The organism is Emticicia sp. SJ17W-69 (assembly GCF_051209875.1).
Classification (GTDB): Bacteria; Bacteroidota; Bacteroidia; order Cytophagales; family Spirosomataceae; genus Emticicia.
The window spans coordinates 4,687,529-4,704,746 of the sequence record NZ_JBNTQY010000001.1; the positions used below are offsets into that span (position 1 = coordinate 4,687,529).

General features: G+C 35.7%; 12 protein-coding genes. 5 read left to right on the plus strand and 7 right to left on the minus strand.

Annotation, left to right across the window (positions count from 1 at the left end):
• Positions 1–26: 26 nt before the first annotated feature.
• Positions 27–635, plus strand: coding sequence for a 3-keto-disaccharide hydrolase (locus tag ACQUQZ_RS19185; RefSeq protein WP_435356705.1), 609 nt, complete (start codon positions 27–29; stop codon positions 633–635).
• 100 nt (positions 636–735) lie between these two features.
• Positions 736–1,995, plus strand: a complete 1,260-nt coding sequence (locus tag ACQUQZ_RS19190) for an MFS transporter (protein ID WP_435356706.1) — start codon at positions 736–738, stop codon at positions 1,993–1,995.
• Positions 1,996–2,037: 42 nt separating this feature from the next.
• Here ACQUQZ_RS19190 and ACQUQZ_RS19195 read toward each other — a convergent pair whose 3' ends face one another.
• The 3 genes from ACQUQZ_RS19195 to ACQUQZ_RS19205 all read right to left on the minus strand — a co-directional run bounded on the left by ACQUQZ_RS19195 (position 2,038) and on the right by ACQUQZ_RS19205 (position 5,629).
• Positions 2,038–3,117, minus strand: coding sequence for a M48 family metallopeptidase (locus ACQUQZ_RS19195; protein ID WP_435356707.1), 1,080 nt, complete (start codon positions 3,115–3,117; stop codon positions 2,038–2,040).
• Between the two features lie 125 nt (positions 3,118–3,242).
• The gene (locus ACQUQZ_RS19200) at positions 3,243–4,517 is read right to left on the minus strand and encodes a YjgN family protein (RefSeq protein WP_435356708.1); all 1,275 of its coding nucleotides are present in this window, start codon (positions 4,515–4,517) and stop codon (positions 3,243–3,245) included.
• A 137-nt stretch (positions 4,518–4,654) separates the two neighbouring features.
• A complete protein-coding gene (locus tag ACQUQZ_RS19205) occupies positions 4,655–5,629 on the minus strand; it encodes a KpsF/GutQ family sugar-phosphate isomerase (RefSeq protein WP_435356709.1) in 975 nt (324 codons plus the stop codon).
• A gap of 342 nt (positions 5,630–5,971) precedes the next feature.
• Between ACQUQZ_RS19205 and ACQUQZ_RS19210 the strand changes: the two genes are divergently transcribed.
• Together ACQUQZ_RS19210 and ACQUQZ_RS19215 are read left to right on the plus strand one after the other, a co-directional pair.
• Positions 5,972–8,347, plus strand: coding sequence for a RecQ family ATP-dependent DNA helicase (locus tag ACQUQZ_RS19210; protein ID WP_435356710.1), 2,376 nt, complete (start codon positions 5,972–5,974; stop codon positions 8,345–8,347).
• Positions 8,348–8,589: 242 nt separating this feature from the next.
• Entirely contained in the window at positions 8,590–8,988 is a 399-nt protein-coding gene (locus ACQUQZ_RS19215) for an RNA recognition motif domain-containing protein (protein WP_435356711.1), read from the plus strand.
• Positions 8,989–9,088: 100 nt separating this feature from the next.
• Here the strand turns inward: ACQUQZ_RS19215 and ACQUQZ_RS19220 are convergent, their stop codons facing one another.
• The 4 genes from ACQUQZ_RS19220 to ACQUQZ_RS19235 form a co-directional block, all read right to left on the minus strand.
• Positions 9,089–9,463: a hypothetical protein gene (locus ACQUQZ_RS19220; protein WP_435356712.1), complete on the minus strand. Its 375-nt coding sequence runs from the start codon at positions 9,461–9,463 to the stop codon at positions 9,089–9,091.
• 283 nt (positions 9,464–9,746) lie between these two features.
• Complete coding sequence (locus ACQUQZ_RS19225) at positions 9,747–11,273, minus strand: SusD/RagB family nutrient-binding outer membrane lipoprotein (RefSeq protein WP_435356713.1); 1,527 nt, start codon at positions 11,271–11,273, stop codon at positions 9,747–9,749.
• Between the two features lie 23 nt (positions 11,274–11,296).
• Positions 11,297–14,485, minus strand: coding sequence for a SusC/RagA family TonB-linked outer membrane protein (locus ACQUQZ_RS19230; protein WP_435356714.1), 3,189 nt, complete (start codon positions 14,483–14,485; stop codon positions 11,297–11,299).
• 673 nt (positions 14,486–15,158) lie between these two features.
• Positions 15,159–15,956 carry an SDR family oxidoreductase gene (locus ACQUQZ_RS19235; protein ID WP_435356715.1) on the minus strand — a complete coding sequence of 266 codons (798 nt, stop codon included), beginning with the start codon at positions 15,954–15,956 and terminating at the stop codon, positions 15,159–15,161.
• Positions 15,957–16,118: 162 nt separating this feature from the next.
• Here ACQUQZ_RS19235 and rlmN point away from each other — a divergent pair, with 162 nt between their 5' ends.
• Positions 16,119–17,165, plus strand: coding sequence for a 23S rRNA (adenine(2503)-C(2))-methyltransferase RlmN (gene rlmN, locus ACQUQZ_RS19240; protein ID WP_435356716.1), 1,047 nt, complete (start codon positions 16,119–16,121; stop codon positions 17,163–17,165).
• Positions 17,166–17,218: the final 53 nt, after the last annotated feature.

Consider the following 17,218-nt stretch of genomic DNA (forward strand, 5'->3'; position numbering starts at 1 on the left):
ACCAAACTTATCAACGCTAACAAAAAATGAAAATTAAACAAAGTCTGCTCTTTCTTTTTGTCATGCTATTTTCGACAATAGTTTTTGCTCAAAAAGGCAAAAAACAAACGCTTTTTAATGGAAAAGACCTTTCAGGCTGGAAAATCTATGGTACTGAAAAATGGTATGTAGAAGATGGCTTATTGATTTGTGAAAGTGGTCCTGACAAAGAATACGGCTATCTTGGTACTGAAAAATCTTTTAAGAATTTTGAATTAACACTTGAATTCAAGCAAGAAGCCAATGGCAACAGTGGTGTATTTTTTCATTCTTCTATTGAAGGTACTAAAATTTCTGGATGGCAAGTAGAAGTTGCCCCGCCAGGACACTCAACAGGTGGGGTTTATGAATCTTACAAAAGAGGTTGGTTGATAAAACCTGAGCCTGAAAAAGACAAAGCCTTGAAAATGGGCGAATGGAATAAAATGAGAATTGTGGTAGAAAACAATGTCGTAACAAGCTACTTGAATGGTACACAAATGATTACTTTAGATGATAGTGCTATTGGCTCAGTAAATGGCATCATTGCTCTGCAAATTCACAGTGGCGGTGGAATTAAAGTAAAATGGCGTAAAATTAAAGTAAAAGAATTATAATACAGTCCACAGTCGATAGTCCACAGACGATAGCTACTTTTCGGCATAATTCTGTGGACTATCGGCAGTGGACTAAAAAACACCCTAAACCTAAAAATATATGACTCAAGAAAAAACTACTTTTCAGCACCTTTTTAGTTTACCTGTCATTGTAGCCGCATTAGGCTATTTTGTTGACATTTATGATCTTCAGCTCTTTGGAATCGTTCGGGTACAAAGTCTCGAAAGTCTTGGTTTGAATACCAAAGAAGCTGTTTCATCGGTAGGCACGACAATTATTAATTTCCAAATGATTGGTTTGCTTATTGGTGGTATCTTTTGGGGGATTTTGGGCGATAAAAAAGGCCGACTTTCTGTCCTTTTTGGTTCGATTATTACCTACTCATTAGCAAATATTTGTTGTGGAATGATTCCGCATATTGAATTTATAGATAAAATTGAAGCCTATAAATGGTTGCGTTTTATAGCCGGAATTGGTTTAGCAGGTGAATTAGGTGCGGGTATTACGCTTGTTTCTGAGATTTTGCCTAAACAATTAAGAGCAATCGGTACTTCGTTAGTAGCGGGTATTGGTTTATTAGGGGCTGTTGTTGCAACTTTTACAGTCAAACTTTCAGGCGATTGGACTATTGCCTATTTCATCGGTGGAGGATTAGGCATTGCTCTTTTACTTCTTCGAGTAGGTGTCATCGAGTCTGGAATTTTCAAAGACATTGTTGGCAAAAAACACGTGGAAAGAGGTAATTTCTTTGCCTTTTTTACTGACTGGAATCGTTTTTCGATTTATATGAAGTGTATTGGAATTGGTTTGCCAACTTGGTTTTGTATAGGTATCTTGACTTATTTGAGCAATGAGTTTGGCGAAGCCTTAGGAATTGCTGAAAAAGTTGACCCAGGCTTGGCCATTATGTGGGCTTATATCGGTATTTCGATTGGTGATTTTGGTAGTGGATTTATTAGTCATTTATTTCATTCTCGTAAAAAAGCCATTGCAGCCATGATGGCATTTGCATTAATTGGTGTATTTGTATTTCTATTTTCAGGGAGTGTCAAAAGTGCGAATATACTTTATGGTTTATGCTGCTGGTTAGGTCTTGGAACTGGATATTGGGCCATGTTCGTAACAGTAGGAGCAGAACAATTTGGTACAAATCTAAGAGCCACCGCTGCAACTACAGTACCAAATATGGTACGTGGAACTGTGGTTTTGATGACAACCATGTACAAATTCTTCAAACCTACACAAGGTGTAATTATAGCAGGAGCAATCGTGGGCCTTATCTGCTTTGCGATAGGTTTTTACTCGACCCTCACCATTCCAGAAACACATGGAAAGGATTTAGACTTTTTGGAGGAGTAGATTTTTTAAAATGATATATTGAAGCACTCGTGCTTCAATATATCATTTTTCAGTTTCTATCTTCTTCCAAATCTCTTCTAATTGTTCATTTCTCTGTCCTTTTCTACCTTTTGATTCTTCAGTAATATACGCGATTCGCTCTTTGGTCATTGGATGAGAATTTAGGTAGGCTGGCATTTTATCAACACCGTATTTTTTCTCTTCTTCGTTCAATCGTTCCATCAGGTGTATCATTCCCTGTGGGTCGAGTTTATTAAGATACATGATCTCCAAACCTTCCAAATCAGCTTGTTTTTCCATATCTCTCGTAAAGCCTAATTGATAAATATTATTGGCCTGACTAACCAAAATATTGCCGATGGTATTCATATCTCCAATAATAACAGAAATCACTAAAGAACCTGTCAAGTTCCGAGCTAAGCCTTTCAATGAATGGCGTTCTTTTACATGCGTAACTTCGTGTGAAAGTAAGGCTACTAATTCTTCTGGCGTTTTAATTTTCTTTAAAATAGCATCAAAAACCACTACATTTCCTCCAGGCAAAGCAAAAGCGTTGACTTGCTCCGATTTCACGACTGTAAATGTCAATGGATATTCAGTCTCAAAATCTATTTTCTTGGCAAAATCATTTAGCAATTTTGTTTTTCCTTTATCAACTTCCATATCTCCCACAAAACTGTCATAAAACTGTTTACCTAAATCTATTTCTGTTTCAATTGGAATTTTATCTGCCACATATTCAGCCACTTTGGGTAAAACCAAAAAATAAAAGCTTGCTGTAATAGCCATAAAAATAGCTAATCCAATCAATACACCTCTAAATCCTGAATTGGCCAACTCATTAGAAAATGCCCAAAAACCTTCTCTTCGTTTTGGCAAATAGTTTTCTAAGGCATGAAAAAGTGAAGAATCCAGTGGAAATTCAAGATATTGGTGCGGAAACTCACCGTATTTGAGCATGGTTTTTCCCTTACCTGTAAAAGAACTATAATCAATTTGTGAAATTGCCCAAACCACTTGCCCATTTCCGTAATTAATAGTCAATGCGTTTCCCGAAATGATTATTTGAGCATCATAAGGTTGGCTGGTTTTACCGTCATAATATATTGCCGAGTGTTCCATTTTTATTTGCTTTTAGCTTTTGGCGTTTAGTCGCTTCGGCTGTCCGATATTAGCTTTCAAAATTATCTTTATTTTTATAAATTTTAACTAACAGCCAAGAGCTAATCGCTAACAGCCTTGAAAATTTACGCCAAATCAATATCCAACCAATCGCCTACGTCTTCACCAGTAGCATCTCTGTAATCACTTTCAGTTTGTGTAAGAATATCAGGATCGAATGTTCCATCAATTTCCAAGCGTGGCATAATAAAATGTAAGTTTCTCACCTCTACATAAGGAGTGGCTATGCCAAGTGTAAAAATCAATAAAAACATATTTCCTACGCTTAATCTGAACAGGTCACCAAAAGTCATATTGAGTTTTACGCCATGCCATTTTTCATTCTGCCAAGCAAAAGTATGGTCGGCATAAAACTGGAAAATTTCTCGCTGACGCATCAAAGCGATAGTTCCCATAATAGCAATGATTAATAAATAGAGAATAATCACTCCAACAATGATACCCGCTGAAAACTCTCTAAAACCACCTTTCATATCAACACTAAAAATAGTGCCTAAACCAAAACCAATTCCTGCCAAAACTAATATTATAAAGAAACAAACCAAATACCCTATAAAGAAAAACGCCATGTATTTGAGTTTAATTAGAAACAAATCAAGCCCTTTTCCTGTAAAATCAAATTCTACATCGCCAAATCTGATGCGTTGAGTAACGTATTTTCTTAAATCAACTTGCACCCATGACCAATAAATACTAAACGTAACAACAGAAAGCAAAATGCCAATGAAAAATTTGGCAAACAATTCACCCAATTCACCACGATAACCGAAGAAAATCCCTCGCCAAGAAGTTCTTGAAAGACGATACTTTACTGTTCCATGAATCGCCAATGGATAAACCAAAATCAAACCTCCATATAAAATCAGAAAACCTAAAATAGCTTTTTGCTCGGCATTTGCCCAATAAAATCCACCGTAAATGACAGCGACAATAAAAAGCATTTTTAGGTAACCAATAAACATTTCTTTCCCCGAACCATGAAATTTGAACCGACTTCCTGCAAATTCAGTCTGCTCATAGAGATAATCCAATTTGGCCGCTTTTGCCCAAGGATAATAAAAATTGAATGTGACAACTTGTAAAAGAGCATTAATCAGTCGAATAACAAAATACTTCGAACCTTCGCCATGAAAAGACGGAATCCAAGGTTTGATGGGAAGTTTGGCTACAACTGACACAGGCTCAGTTGGTTGGTTTGGTGGAATGGAAGTGCTTTCTTCCATCAAATTATCAGCAGTAATTATTTCATCTGATGGTTCAATGTTTTCAATCGGTTGTGAAGATTCTTCTCCTAAATTTGGGTTCAATGGTTTTTCTTCTTCTGGTAGATTTTCGGGCATAGTTGTTACAATGATAGAATTAATGAATGAGTGAATGATAGAATTTGAATAATAATAATTTATTTCTACAATAGGTGATGAAAATTATATTTTAGACGATTGAATTGATTCACTCATTCGAACATTCTCTCATTGATTTAAACCAGCCCTTCTCTCAATAAATCGTGCATGTGGATAAATCCCTCAACTTTATTATTATCAATTACCACCAACTGAGTAATGCTTTTTCCTTGCATTAGTGCCAGTGCATTGGCTGCATATTCATCAGCTTCAATAGCTTTTGGCGATGAGTTCATAATATCTTTCGCTTGCAAAATAGAAAAATCTTGTTGTTTATTCAACATTCTTCTTAAATCTCCATCGGTAATAATACCTAAAAGCTCATTTTCATCATTCACTACGGCGGTAGCTCCAAGACGCTTGGACGTCATCTCTAAGATAACCGTCTGAATATCAGCATCTTTAGCTACTCTTGGCACCGCATTTTGTGGAAAAATATCTCTTACCTTTAAATACAATTTTTTACCCAAACTTCCACCAGGGTGGTATTGTGCAAAATCTTGACTTGTAAAATCTCGCCCTTCGAGCAAGCACATGGCCAAGGCATCGCCCAGAGCCAGAGCAGCTGTAGTTGAGGTTGTAGGGGCAAGATTTAGTGGACAAGCCTCTTGTTCTACGTGAGCATTCAATACAAAATCAGCATTTTTGGCGAGATACGAATGTATATTACTCACCATCGCTATCAAACGATTTCCGTATCGTTTCAAGAGTGGCACTAATATTTTAATTTCAGGTGTATCACCACTTTTAGAAATGCACAATATAATATCATCCTTCTGAATCATCCCCAGATCACCATGAATCGCATCAGCGGCGTGCATAAAAATGGCAGGAGTGCCAGTAGAATTTAAAGTAGCAACAATTTTTTGTGCGATAATCGCACTTTTGCCAATTCCTGTTACAACGAGCCTACCTTCACAAACCAGAATCGCATCAACGCAGGCCTCAAATTGCTCATCAATATAATTTTTCAAAGAAAGAATTGCCTCTGCCTCATCTTGTAAGACTTTTTTAGCAACGCTTTGTATTTTTTTTTCTAACTTCGTATTCACTTTTCAGAACTTGATTTTTGAACAAAAGTAACTGATGTTTGGTAAGGATACAAAAAAAGTATCTTTTTGGTTGATTCGTAATTTGATAAAATCACCTAAGATTTTTAAAAAGATAAAATAAGTTTTTAGGATGGCTTTTATTTTTTTGATGTGTTTCTTAAATTAGCAGAAATGATAATGCGAAATTTTTTGTGTTTACAAAAACCAAACACGAATGACTTTATTAATGATGGTGAAGAAAAAATAAATTTCAATACAAATTCAAAAAATGTAGTAACTTAGCATAATACTTACCTATTATCACATTTAGATTTAAAGTTTCCGTACAGCAACATTGCATTTATGGTAGAAGCATCAATACAACAATCACTAAAAGAAAAACTCAAAGAAATTTTTGGCTTTGATGCCTTTAGGGGCGAACAAGAAACCATTATCAATAATATTGTTAGTGGAAATAATACCTTTGTCATTATGCCAACTGGAGCAGGGAAATCACTTTGTTACCAATTACCAGCGATGGTTTTAGATGGTACAGCGATTGTGATTTCTCCACTCATTGCTTTAATGAAAAATCAGGTAGATCAAATGACTGCCTTCGGTATTAATGCTCAATTTCTCAATTCGACTCTTAATAAGTCGGAGATGACAAGAGTTAAGAATGACGTACTAAGTGGCGAGTGTCGTTTACTATACATTGCTCCTGAGTCATTGACAAAAGAGGATAATTTGGTTTTCTTGAAAAAAGCAAAACTTTCGTTTATTGCAGTCGATGAAGCCCACTGTATTTCAGAGTGGGGACATGATTTTCGCCCAGAATATCGCCGAATCAGAGGAATTATTGATGATATTGACCCAAAATTACCAATCATCGCTCTGACGGCCACCGCCACGCCAAAGGTTCAGCAAGATATTCAGAAAAACCTCAATATGGAGGAGTCTCATATCTTCAAATCGTCGTTTAATAGAAAAAATCTTTATTACGAAATTCGTCCAAAGATTGATTCTAAAAAGCAACTCATTCGCTATATAGCCAATAATAAAGGTAAATCGGGCATTATTTATTGCTTGAGTCGCAAAAAAGTAGAAGAAATTGCGAGCTTATTAAGTGTCAATGGTATCAAAGCTTTGCCTTATCATGCTGGCTTGGATGCAGATACTCGCATGAAAAACCAAGATGCTTTCTTGAATGAAGAATCTGACGTAATCGTAGCCACAATTGCCTTCGGAATGGGTATTGATAAACCCGATGTCCGTTTTGTAATACACTATGATGCTCCTAAATCACTCGAAGGATATTATCAAGAAACGGGTCGTGCAGGAAGAGATGGTTTGGAAGGAAATTGCTTGATGTTTTATGCGTATGACGATATTCTTAAATTAGAGAAATTTAATAAAGATAAAACCGTTACCGAGCGAGACAATGCCCGTGCATTGCTCATGGAAATGGTGGCATACTCAAATCTTGGGGTTTGTCGTAGAAGACAGTTATTAAGCTATTTTGGCGAGTATGCTGAAAAAGATTGTGGTTTTTGCGACAATTGCTTGAAACCTACTAAAAAAACCAAAATAGAAGACGAAGCAGTTTTAGGTCTGAAAGCAGTTTTACAAGCTGGGGAAAGATTTGATATACAGCACATTGCCGATATTCTGACAGCCAATACTTCAAATGCTTACATCAGAAGCCATGAGCATGATAAATTGGAAGTATATGGTAAAGGCAAAGGCATGTTTGTTTCGCATGAAGAAGAAGACGATGATGATGAGGAAGAAGAAGAAGAGGTTGAATTAGACATTTCAGATGATGATGACGAGGATGATGCCAAACCAGTTGCTGCAAAATCGTCAACTCCTGCAAAAAAAGCAGAAAAATCTCCTAAGAAACAAGACAACAAAAAAACTTCAAATGATTATTGGGTTTCGGTCTTGCGTCAATTAATGGTATTAGGTTTTCTTGAAAAAGATATTGAAAATGCCTATGGTGTTGTAAAATTAACCGCTAAGGGTAAAAGCTTTATTGAGGATTCTCACCCAATTACTATATCGGAAGACCATAACTACGAAAATACTGAAAGCAGTGATGACGATGATATAAGTATGAATAGTAGTTCGGGAGGCGGTGGAGCTTTTGATGCTGCCCTTTTCGAGCTATTAAAGGCATTACGTAAGAAAATCGCTAAAGAGAAAAATGTACCACCTTATGTGGTTTTCCAAGATCCTTCATTAGAGGAGATGGCAACCACCTACCCTACTACTTCGCAAGACTTGGCCAATATTAATGGTGTAGGTTTGGGTAAAGTACAGAAGTTTGGTAAACCATTCCTTGATTTGATTACCAAATATGTAGATGATAATGAAATCGAAACTACGCAAGATTTGGTAGTCAAATCTGCCGTAAATAAATCAAAAATCAAGATTTTCATCATTCAGCAAATTGACCGTAAGATTAATTTAGATGAAATCGTTGAGGCCAAAGATTTAACCATGTCGGAGTTGATTGAAGAAATTGAGCATATCTGCTATTCGGGTACACGACTTAATCTCGACTATTACATCAACCAAGTCATTGATGAAGACCGCCAAGATGAGATATATGAGTACTTTATGGCAGCCGAAACTGACAATATTCGTGCCGCTCAGAAAGAATTTGAAAGTGAAGACATCAGTGAAGAGGAATTAAGATTAATGAGGATTAAGTTTTTATCAGAAATGGCGAATTAAGAATTAGGAAATAGATTTTAGGAGTTAGGCTTTGGAAAAAAACTGAATATATTTTATGTATGTTGAGTTTTTCACTTATCTCTCTAACCTAAAATCCATCATCCTAAAACCTATTTCCTGACACCTAATCCTCAATCTCAACTATTTTTCATCTTTTCTCATCAAAAAAATGAATAATCGTAGGTAATTAATAAAATACCTATACTTTTGTAAAAATTTATCATTCAAATCATAAAGTTACCATGAACATTTTTGTTGGAAGTCTGCCTTTTAAAATCGAAGAAAGCGAATTAAAGCAATATTTTGAAGAGTATGGCGAAGTAAGTTCAGTAAAAATCATTACTGACAAGTACACAGGAAGAAGCAAAGGGTTTGCATTCGTAGAAATGCCAGACGATGCCTCAGCCCAAAAAGCAATTGACGCATTGAATGGCTCTGACATTGGCGGACGTTCAGCAGTGGTTAATCAAGCTGAAGAGAAAAAAGAAAGAGATAATCGTGGCGGTGGCGGCGGTGGTGGCTACAACCGTGGTGGTGGTGGTGATCGTGGCGGCTACGGTGGTGGCGGCGGCGGTGGTTACAACCGTGGCGGCGGTGGTGGTGGCGGTTATGACCGTGACAACAACCGTAATAGATACTAAGAGCATCTAAAGATTGTTTTATAAATAAAGAGTCAAGGCTTAGAAAACTGATTATCAGATTTTTATGCCTTGACTCTTTTTATTATTTGTTATCCAGCAATTATGGTTTCTTCAAATAAAATGCAGTCGTTATTCCTATCACTAGTCTCAAACCTATATCAAAATAACCAAGTGTTGGCATTTCTGTTATATGCTTGAGGGCATATATATCATATAAGGCTCCTGTTATTGTTGCAATAAAATTCATCCATAAAATGGTATTCACCAATTCTTGATTTTCAGAATTTCGTTTGATCAAAAGGTAAGCTGCAATAATAAGTACCAACAATCCAAGGTGAATTGAAAGGTCGTTATGCAGAAAATCAAGAGAGGTGTAGCCATAGGTTTTCATGGCTTCCGAGGGAGAAATGACTAAAATAGCACCAAGTAATAATCCATAAATAGAAGAAATGAGCATAAATGTTGAACGTTTCATATTGTATATTGTTTTAGGTTTGAAAATAATAAATACCTTGCCGCATTGATGAATTTATTAGCATTCTTGATTGAATAAATAGGTCACTCAAATGGTTGATATTCAAGAGTTTGCAAATTTTAAAAGAAAATATCAACATCACTCAAAAATTCTATTTAAAGGTATATCTTTCGATTTAACGGTATATTTATGCGTAAATAATGTTCATAAAAACAAAAGAGCCACCTCTTTTGAAGGTGACTCTTTTGGTACTATTTTATTCTTTAAGATCTATTGAGAAGAATTAATCAACATCCCAGAATAATCTTGTTGATAACGCATCAATTGTACCTTGTGCGGTTACATTCGCTGAGTTAGAACCCGATTCTGTATTTGGATAATAGAATCGAAGTGGTCTTTTACTATCCACTACCTGAACTGTTTGTGGAGTTGTTGGTAAGTTAGTTCTTCTGTATTCAGTCCATGCTTCTAAACCGTTGAAATTAGCTAATGCAATCCATTTTTGAGTTGCAATGGCAGCCAATTTATCAGTAGATGCTTCCCAATCATAATTGTTAACTTTGCTTCCTTTGAAAGCTGCGGCAGCACTCACATTCGCACCAAAAGCTCTGAAAGATTGAGCGATACCCTCTTCAAAATATGATTGAGCTGTTCCTGTCAATGTTACACCGCTGAAACGTTGCTTTGCTTCTGCCAAAAGTAATTGTACTTCAGCAGCAGTCATAATTAAGTAAGGTCTATTATACTCACCTTTAACTAATAAACTTGGTCCGAGTGAAGAACAAGCCGATGGTAAAAATCCAGAGCTTTGTCCAAAAGGAACACCCGCATAGTTTGCTGCAATTTCTTTCGCTGAACTTACACCAGGTGTAGCTGAAGATTCTCCACCATTAGCATAACCAATTCTTTTCAAGCGAAGTGTATCGCCACCAGCTTTGAGGCTATTAACAAAGTATTGAGTCAATCTTGGATAATTGTTCAATGCTCTTTTAGCTCCATTGGCATCATATCCCCATCTGTCATAAACAGGGTTCAATTTACCAGCAGTTGCCAAAAAGAAACCACTACCACCTACGCCAACATCTTCACCAGTAATAAAGCCAGAGCCTTCTGATACAATTTTATTGATTTCGGTTGTGATATAGCTATCTCTTCCAGCTATTTTAGCTTGGTGTATCAAAATTCTCAATTTAAGAGAGTTAGCAAACTTAGCCCATTTGGTAGTATTACCTTTGAAAACAATATCAGAACTGGCAAATGCACTCGCAAAAGGATTTGCTTTTACATCTTTAATTCCGTCGTCCAATAATGCGATCAATGTTTCATATACTGCTTTTTGGTCATCAAACTTTGGTGCTAATACCTTTGAACCTTGTAAAGCATCTGAATAAGGCACATTGCCATACATATCAACCAATTGTTGAAACAACAAAGCCTTCATGATTTTTGCAGGTCCTTTCAAATACTTTTGGCTGTAGGTATCTGCATTTTCAATCACAAATTGATAATCTTGTAAATTATCATAATAACCATCCCAATAGTTAAAGTCTGCATTGGTGAAGTTATAAGAAAAAATAGTCGTAGAAAGGATATAACCATTCGACTGTGACCATTGTCCTGCCCAGTAAGAACCTGTTTCGTTGGGACTTACCATGTTAGCTGCCGATGTGTTTAAAGCATTTGTAAACACATAGTTGGGCGAAGCCGTAGGTAAAGTGTTGGGGTTAGTGTTGATATCTAAAAAAGACTCCTTACACCCGCTTCCAACAAAAGCAATAAATGCGATTATTATTATTGATTTTATTTTCATTTTTCAGTCTATTTTAATTGTAATTAAAATGCAATATTGATATTCACACCATACTGACGCACAGGTGGAGTTTGCGAAGTATTGTTGATACCTAAACCATTACCTGTGGTGAAACTAAATTCAGGGTCAGTGTAATAATTCATTTTGTCAACAATAGTAAGCAAGTTTCTACCATACAAAGCAATACTTGCAGCAGAGAATACTTTTGTTTTTGAAATAATTTTAGATGGGATGCTATATGATAAATTAATGTCTCTCAATTTGATAAACCAAGCACTATTTACAAAGTTTTCAGAAATCAAACGATAGTTATTTACCCACAAAGCATACTCAGGCTCACGTACAAAAACTGTTGTGTTTGGTGTAACTGTTTTACCATCAGCACCCAATACAGCAGAATTAGGGAAGATTTGAGGAGCTCTGTTTTCTGTCCATTTACCAGCACCAGTAAAGGTCATTTGACGTCCTAAATCGCTATACATTACATTACCACCACGATATTCGAAGTTAAATGTAAATGCAAAACCATTGTAAGATGCTCTCGAACCTAAACCAACAATGTGACGAGGTAAAGTACCACCTCTGTTTGATAACGTAGTTTGTCTTAATGGATAACCTGTTGTACCATTAACTAATCTTAAGCCAGAGCCATCTGGAGCATATTGGTATCCATCAGTTTTCAACATTGGGAAACGCTCGCCTTTTACAACACTTGTATTAGCATAAGCATAGCCACCATATTGGAATTCGTTAATTCCTGGATATAAGTCAACAACTTTATTATCGTTATATGAGTATCTCAAACTGAAATCCCAGTCAACTTTTTTACCTCTCAATATTAGGTATTTAAAGTCTGCTTCATAACCCCAGTTTTTAGTTTCACCTACGTTGATAAGCAAGTTACTGAACCCTGTAGTACGTGGCACACCTACTGTAATTACTTGACCTTTTGAAGTTTGGGTATATGCCGAAACGTCTAAGTTGATTCTGTTATTAAACAATTGGAACTCACCACCAATTTCTCCTGAATATACATTTTCAGGTTTCAAGTTTGCATCAGGAAGCGTATTACCAACTGTCAAACCTACAGTATTACCATAAGGGAAGTTTGCACCATTGCTGTAAACTAAGTCTAAGCCATACAATGGAATATTGTCATTGGCATTTTTATTATAGTTTACACGGATTTTTGCATAATTCAAGATATTACCTTTAATCGAAGGAAGAGCATCTGTTGCAATAAATGAAATGGCTGCACCATAATATGGATATGACCAGTAGCTCTTGTCACGTGTTGGTTTGTAGAAACGTGAAGTAGCATCATAACGGAAAGTACCATTAAGAATCAACCAGTTTTTGTAATTAGTAGTTAAATCACCATAGTAGCCATATTTACGCTCCATGCTATTTGCTTCACCACCAGTTAATTCTCCTTGTCTGTTTGAAACGTTATAAACTTCAGGAACAACAATTGAGCTTGAACCTACAGTAATATTTTTAAGGTATCTTTGGTAAACGCTACTACCCAAAATCAATTTATTTGTAAATGCACCAAGGTCTTTAGTTAATTGAATTTGGAATTCATTATTGATAACATTCTCAGTTCCTGAATAATCTGTAACCGATCCTAAGTTGTCAGTAATCGCTCTATAAATTCCATCATAATCATCATCGTGCGTGTAAGGCTCAGGAATATATGCTTTGTTTTTTGCCCAGTCTGAATACAAAAACTTACCAGTTGTATTTTTCCCTGTACGTGAGTTATTAAGTACCCCTAAACGGTTAGTAAATTGTAACCACGAAAGAGCTTTATAAACCAAATTAAAGTTACCAGAAATGTTGGCATCTTTATAAACCATACGGTTATTATCGGCATTGAAATATGGGTTATTATAATAGTCATTATAGTAACCATTTGGATTTGCCAATGGATTATTTTTCCAATCTCTAAATTCAGTTAAAGGCAAATTACCTGGCTGATTGATAACATCATTATAAAAATCTGATGATGTTCTGTCATAAGCTGCTTGTGTATAACTTGCTGTGAAACCAGCAGTCAATTTGTTATATTCTCTTGTAGCTGATAATCTTACACCAGTTCTTTCACTTTTATCATGCGGTACAATACCCTTGATTTTTTGATTTTCGATAGATAGATAAAAAGTACTTTTATCATCTCCACCTTGAACATTTACTTGATTATTTGTAGAAACACCTGTATCGAAAGTATTTCTTCTGCTATTTTTTACAGGAGAATAAGGTAATTCTAATTTACTACCATCTTCTGCAACTCTACCTAAAAGTCTGATTGAGCCATCAAAAGCATCACCATATTGTTGGTTTTCATAAGGTCTCCAGTTACCTTTCATTCTAACCAAATAGTCATTGCTATAAGCAGGCGTGCCAAATACTTCCGGATAATATTGAGAACCAGAACCATATTTATCTTGAAAAGCAGGAAGGAAGCTAATTTGTTCAAAGTTAGTACTATTTGAATAACCAACTTTTACTTTACCTTTTTCACCTTTCTTAGTTGTGATAACTAAAGCACCGTTGATACCAGCCGAACCATACAAAGTTGCAGCTTGACCACCTTTCAAAATAGATACACTTTCGATGTCATTAGGGTTAATCAAAGCCAATACTGTAGAAGTAGTTTGCATACCATCTAATACCACTAAAGCTTCGTTATTACCTGTTAATGAACGGAAACCACGCAATACGATTTTAACCGAAGGGTCAACACTGTTGTTTACATTGTAAACAGCCAAACCTGTAACTTTTCCTGAAAGGGCTTGTGCCAATTGAGGTGAACGCCCAACAGTAATGTCTTCTGTAGCTACTTTTGAGTAAGCGTACCCAATTTCTCTCACATTCTTACGAATACCTTGTGCTGTTACAACAACTTCATTAAAAGCTGCGGCATCTGCTTTCAATTGCACATCAACAATTGTACGGTTGTTGATTGCTACTGACTGAGTAGCGAAGCCAATAAAGCTGAAATTTAATGTTGCATTGGCTGGAGCTGTGATTTTGTAAACACCATTTCCATCCGTAGAAACTCCTTTAGTAGAGCCTTTAATTAATACACTCACACCTGGAAGTGGAGAGCCATCATCAGAAGAAGTAATCTTCCCTGAAATCGTTTTTTCTTGGGCCATAGCGAAGCTAGCCCACACTAGCATGATGCCAGCGAGTAGAAGTTTCCTCATACAGTTTGTTGTTAGTTTTTAGTTTAGTTTGTTCCGCAATTCCCTTAATTGCGAAAATAAAGTTATTGATAAAAAATATATTATGCAAAAAAAAGGAATAAAGATTTATAAAAATATGACCAAAATCAAGATTTGTGCGATAAATTAAAGGCCTATTTGTATTAATATAAACACTTGATTATCAATAACATACATTACTTTTTTTTGACAAAAAAAGGACAAAAACAAATAGACGAAATATAATAAAAAAAAGATTATACATTATAGTTCTTATTAAAGAAAACCAATCTTTTACAAGTATTTTTATCACTATATTCATACCTTTTCTTTGCTTTTGCTATTTATTTTCACAAGAAATCAAAGAGAAAACCAAGTTGTTATTAAAATCAAAAAGCCATCCCATTTAATATAATTGGATGGCTTTTAATACTTAAAATACAATTGTTAGCATATTTTTGTTTTAAACATTCACATAAATAATCAATATAAGAAAAATCACAAACAAATTTTAACAATCTCTATGATATTAATGAGTGTACTTACAAATAGAAATCTCTCCTTTTTGATAATCGAAATTAAAATTTCCATTATTTTCTATGATTAGAATATTCGCTATTTATTATTGTTCTTAATGGCTATCAATATATTTCCAAACCAAAAAAACAATAGTTTATCACCTCGGCATTTGACCACGTACAATTTTTGATAATAATCTTGGAAAAAATCTTTTTAAATAAATACCCAAAACCTCTTTACCGCCCATATAAACCTCTTCTTTTTGCTTATAAATTGCTTCCACAATTCGACTAGCACAGTCTTCTGGCGACATACCATTGGCTTGGTTTTCATCCATCTTACCAAATTTACTTCCATCTGCCGCCACTGCATTGAACGAAATATTGGTATGAATATAACCTGGACAAATCAATGTTACACTTATATTATCTTGATAAACTTCTGAACGTAAGGCATCAAAGAAACCATGAAGAGCATGTTTAGAAGCACAATAGCCTGAACGCATGGGCGTTGCTAATTTTCCTGAAATACTGCTCGTAACGGCAATACTTCCACTTTTCTGTTGCTGCATAAATGGCAAAACAGCTTTTGTAAGGGCAATCACTCCAAAGAAATTGAGATTCATTATTTTTTGATAAACCGCCATATCGGTATCCAAAACAGACCCTCGCTGCGAAATACCCGCATTATTGAAAAGTACATCAATTTTACCAAAATATTCGACGGCTTGCTTGGCTTTTTGTGGAATTTCTTCAATTTTCTCCACATCAATTGGCAAAATAAATACTGCATCTGTTGGTAAGCCTGTATTTTGTTTTACCCTTAAAAGTTCGTCTTCACGTCTTGCGGAAAGAATCAATTTGGCTCCTTCTTTGGCAAACTGATAAGCTGTGGCTTCGCCAATACCTGACGATGCTCCTGTAATCCAAACTACTTTATTTTCGAATTTTTTCATGTTTTATCTAACAATTTCTAAATCTTTATACGGTTTAGGAGGGCAAAACTACTATTTTTCTATGATAATTCATTATTCTTGGTAAAACCAACGAATATTTCGGAACTTTGCATAATATATTAATATCTCCCTTTGGGCGAGATGTGTAATCGTTAGTAGCAAATGGACAAACAAGATATAAGAAAACTCAAAACCGACCAAATTAAAATTTGGCTTTCGGCAAATGGCGAACAGGGTTTTCGAGCAAAACAGATTTCAGAATGGCTTTGGAAGAAATCAGCCACGAATTTTGATGAAATGACAAACCTTTCATTGAAAACTCGTGAATTACTAAAAGAAAACTTTGAGATTAGAGCTGTTTCAGTACTAAAAAAACAAGTAAGCAATGACCGAACCATCAAATCGGGCTTCAAACTTTTTGATGGGAATCTGGTTGAAGGTGTTCTTATTCCTGCCGATGACCGCATGACAGCATGTGTTTCATCGCAAGTTGGCTGTTCGCTGACTTGTAAATTTTGTGCAACGGGCTACATGGCCCGTAAGCGAAACCTTGACGCAGCAGAAATTTATGACCAAGTAGTTTTGATAAAACAACAAGCCGAAGAGCATTATGGTCAGCCATTGACCAACATCGTGTATATGGGTATGGGAGAGCCACTGCTCAATTATGCTGGACTTATCGAATCGGTAAATTATATTACTTCTCCTGATGGGCTAAATTGGTCGCCTAAGCGAATCACGGTCAGCACGGCAGGTATTGCAAAAATGATTCAAAAATTGGGTGATGATGGAGTGAAGTTCAATCTGGCTTTGTCGCTTCACGCTGCCAATGATGTGAAACGCAATGAAATTATGCCTATCAACGAAAGCAACACTTTACAAAACTTAGCAACAGCATTGAATTATTTCTATAAAAAAACAGGCAATAGAATCACTTTTGAATACATCGTATTCAATGATTTCAACGATTCATTGCAAGATGCGAAAGAGTTGTGGGAATTTACTAAGAAAGTACCTGCAAAAGTCAATATCATAGAATATAATCCGATTGCCGAAGCTGATTATGTAAATACGTCGGAAGATAAATTAACGAAATTTGCCAAGTTTTTAGAAGATAAAGGCGTAATCGTCAATATTCGCCGTAGTCGAGGCAAAGATATTGATGCTGCTTGTGGGCAGTTGGCAATAAAAGAACCACAGTTGGCATAAATACGATTATTTTCCAAACATTGCCAAGACATTTTCTTGGCAATGTTTGGAAA

Excerpts from the sequence above, each read along its gene's own strand:
- ACQUQZ_RS19185 (WP_435356705.1), top strand. The coding sequence starts at position 27 with ATGAAAATTAAACAAAGTCTGCTCTTTCTTTTTGTCATGCTATTTTCG.
- ACQUQZ_RS19190 (WP_435356706.1), top strand. The coding sequence starts at position 736 with ATGACTCAAGAAAAAACTACTTTTCAGCACCTTTTTAGTTTACCTGTC.
- ACQUQZ_RS19195 (WP_435356707.1), bottom strand. The coding sequence starts at position 3,117 with ATGGAACACTCGGCAATATATTATGACGGTAAAACCAGCCAACCTTAT.
- ACQUQZ_RS19200 (WP_435356708.1), bottom strand. The coding sequence starts at position 4,517 with ATGCCCGAAAATCTACCAGAAGAAGAAAAACCATTGAACCCAAATTTA.
- ACQUQZ_RS19210 (WP_435356710.1), top strand. The coding sequence starts at position 5,972 with ATGGTAGAAGCATCAATACAACAATCACTAAAAGAAAAACTCAAAGAA.
- ACQUQZ_RS19215 (WP_435356711.1), top strand. The coding sequence starts at position 8,590 with ATGAACATTTTTGTTGGAAGTCTGCCTTTTAAAATCGAAGAAAGCGAA.
- ACQUQZ_RS19220 (WP_435356712.1), bottom strand. The coding sequence starts at position 9,463 with ATGAAACGTTCAACATTTATGCTCATTTCTTCTATTTATGGATTATTA.
- ACQUQZ_RS19225 (WP_435356713.1), bottom strand. The coding sequence starts at position 11,273 with ATGAAAATAAAATCAATAATAATAATCGCATTTATTGCTTTTGTTGGA.
- ACQUQZ_RS19230 (WP_435356714.1), bottom strand. The coding sequence starts at position 14,485 with ATGAGGAAACTTCTACTCGCTGGCATCATGCTAGTGTGGGCTAGCTTC.
- ACQUQZ_RS19235 (WP_435356715.1), bottom strand. The coding sequence starts at position 15,956 with ATGAAAAAATTCGAAAATAAAGTAGTTTGGATTACAGGAGCATCGTCA.
- rlmN (WP_435356716.1), top strand. The coding sequence starts at position 16,119 with ATGGACAAACAAGATATAAGAAAACTCAAAACCGACCAAATTAAAATT.